Annotated in this window: 3 protein-coding genes; all 3 read right to left on the reverse strand. The window is 76.5% G+C overall.

The genetic code is table 11. The features are described 5' to 3' along the window. Positions 1-435: DegT/DnrJ/EryC1/StrS family aminotransferase (locus VGR37_03640; GenBank protein HEV2146488.1), on the reverse strand; the 435-nt coding region annotated here is incomplete at its 3' end. 13 nt (positions 436-448) lie between these two features. Further along, positions 449-1,507 carry a FemAB family XrtA/PEP-CTERM system-associated protein gene (locus VGR37_03645; GenBank protein HEV2146489.1) on the reverse strand — a complete coding sequence of 353 codons (1,059 nt, stop codon included), beginning with the start codon at positions 1,505-1,507 and terminating at the stop codon, positions 449-451. After that, positions 1,492-2,340, reverse strand: a complete 849-nt coding sequence (locus tag VGR37_03650; protein ID HEV2146490.1) for an XrtA system polysaccharide deacetylase — start codon at positions 2,338-2,340, stop codon at positions 1,492-1,494. The genes VGR37_03645 and VGR37_03650 overlap by 16 nt, the downstream gene beginning before the upstream one ends. Positions 2,341-2,481: the final 141 nt, after the last annotated feature.

Consider the following 2,481-nt stretch of genomic DNA (forward strand, 5'->3'; position numbering starts at 1 on the left):
GTGCCGGTCCGCCAGCGCGCGGAGCTCCTCCCAGGGGAGCGGCACGCCGTAGAGCGGCCCCGCCACCACGGCGCCCGCCCCGGCGGAGAGCACCCGCTCCAGCGAGTCGAGATCCGGCGCGAGCGTCGCCGGGTCCACGTCGTAGAGGGCCGCCCGCACCCCCGCCCCCACCGCGGCGGAAGCCACGTCGTAGCAGGTGAAGGCGGGGAGCGCCACCGGGGCGTCCCCGCGCATCCGCCTCGCCTCCTCCAGCGCCCGCTGCAGCGCCTGCGTGCCGCTCCCGCAGAGCGTCCCGGCGTCCGCCGCGAAGTCGCGCAGCAGCTCCTCCAGGAGGAGCCGGCGCGGGTCCGCGCGGAAGGGGAGGGCGTCGCCCGCGGCCCGCCCGCCCGCGCGGAGCGACACGGGCGAGTACACCGCCAGCTGGTGTCTCAGCACCCGGCCGCCGCGCTCAGGGGAGCCGCCGGGCGAGGGCCGGCCCCACCAGGTTCGCCACCGGCACCGGGAGGCGCTGCCAGGCCGCCGTCGCCAGGCGGAAAACCGGGCGGTCCGGCGAGGGCGTGGCGGCCACCCCGCCCGCCGACCACTGCGCCCAGGGGAGCGGCACGTCCTGGCCGCCCCACTGCAGCTTGAAGCGGTGCGTCCCCGCCCCCGGCGTGCACCGCCCGAAGTTGAAGACCCGCACGCCCTGCCCGATCACCCGCTCCATAAACGCCCAGTAGAGGAGCATGTTGGGAGAGACGGAGTTGAACTCGCGCAGCGACGAGGCCCAGGTGATCTCGAACTCGCCCCCCCACGCGAAGCCGCACCCCGCCGCCACGGGGGTGGCGCCGGAGTACACGGTGCCGAACAGGGCCTGCTCCGGGAAGACGCGGGCGATCCGCTCGAACCAGGCGCGCGGGAGCACGGGGGTGCCCAGGTCGCGCATGTTGCGCGCGAACACCTCGTAGAACGGCCCCACCTCCTCCGCGCCGAACCGCGTGGTCAGCCCCTCCTTCATGGGGCGCCGGACCTGGCTGCGGAGCTTGGCGCGGAACCCCTTCTCCCACAGCTCCCCGGGGGTGTCCGGGAGGGGGAGGAGCACGGTGACCTTGCGGCGCGACTCCGCCAGGGCCCCGCCCACCGGCTCGCGCGTGCGCAGCTCCAGGAGGTCCACGCCCATCCGCTGCGCCTCCTCCACCGCCCGGGCGCCGAGCAGCCGCCGCACGGCGGGTGCGCCCAGCGGTCCGCCGTCGTTCAGGAAGGGCATGGAAAGGAGGTAGTGGCCCAGGACCCGGCTCCGCACCCGCACCAGCGGGAGCACCCCGACCCAGCGGCCGTCCGCCTCCACCGCGGCCAGGTAGCGGCACTCGTGGCCCATCACGTCGCCCATCACCTCGCGCCAGCCGGCCAGGTGGCAGAAGGTGCTCCCCTCCGCCGCGGCCACGAAGGCGTCCCACTCCGGCCCCTCCGCGGCGACCTCGCGCACCTCCGGCGGCGCGCCCGCGGGCGCCGTCAGCGCGCCGTGCACGGCTCCGCCTCCCTGGCCAGGGTCTCCGCGATCGGCTGGAAGCGGAACTCGCCCAGCAGCCTCCGCAGCCGCGGCACCGTCCGGCGCAGCCCCCCGTAGTGCCGGACCCGCGTGGCCGGCGGCACCGGGATGCGCGGCTGCTCCGGGTCCACCTCCCACGGGTGGATGTAGAAGGTGGCGGGGGCGCCCCGCGCCTCCGCCTCCCGGAAGGCGGCCCGCACCAGCGCGTAGGGGAAGAGGCGGAAGTACGCCCCGCCCCCGGCGGGGAGGTTCTTCCCGCCCACGAGGAGCGTGGCCGGGGGCACCTCTCCCAGCCGCCCGGAGGGGCGCTCCAGCCAGTGGGGGTCGCGCGCCCCGCCCGCGAAGCCGTACCCGCGGCGGCGGACGGGGAAGCGGCTGGAGTCGTAGCGGTAGCCCTCCTCCAGCAGCACGTCGAGCGCCCACTCGTACCCGGCGGCGATGGAGAAGCTGGGCGCGCGGTACCCCAGCACCGGCGCGCCGACGAGGTCCTCCAGCACCTCGCGCGAGGCGCGCACGGAGCGGCGGAACTGGTCCGGGGTGAGCTGCGTCACCCGGCGGTGCCCCCACCCGTGCGAGGCCACCTCGTGCCCCGCCTCCGCGATCTCGCGCACCAGGCCGGGGTGCCGCTCGGCGATCCACCCCAGGACGAAGAAGGTGCCGCGCGCGTCCCGCTCCGCCATGAGCTCCAGGATGAGCCGCGTGCTCCGCTCCACCCGGCTCTCGATCCCACTCCAGCGATCGCGGGGGACGTAGGGCTCCATGGCGGACACCTGGAAGTACTCTTCTACGTCTACGGTGAAGTGGTGGCGCATGACGGGTCGGTGGACGTGGCGAAGCTCGGTTCCGCCGTGCTCCCCGAGCAGGGATCGGACCGGGCGGGAGCCGCGGGGCGCGGGCGCCGGATCCCCCGTGCGCACTCGCGTTGCGGGGCGGGAGCGGCCGCGGGCGGGGAC

Source organism: Longimicrobiaceae bacterium (genome assembly GCA_035936415.1).
Classification (GTDB): Bacteria; Gemmatimonadota; Gemmatimonadetes; order Longimicrobiales; family Longimicrobiaceae; genus JAFAYN01.

Coding starts and splice junctions, on each gene's coding strand:
- VGR37_03650 (HEV2146490.1), bottom strand. CDS start 2,340: ATGCGCCACCACTTCACCGTAGACGTAGAAGAGTACTTCCAGGTGTCC.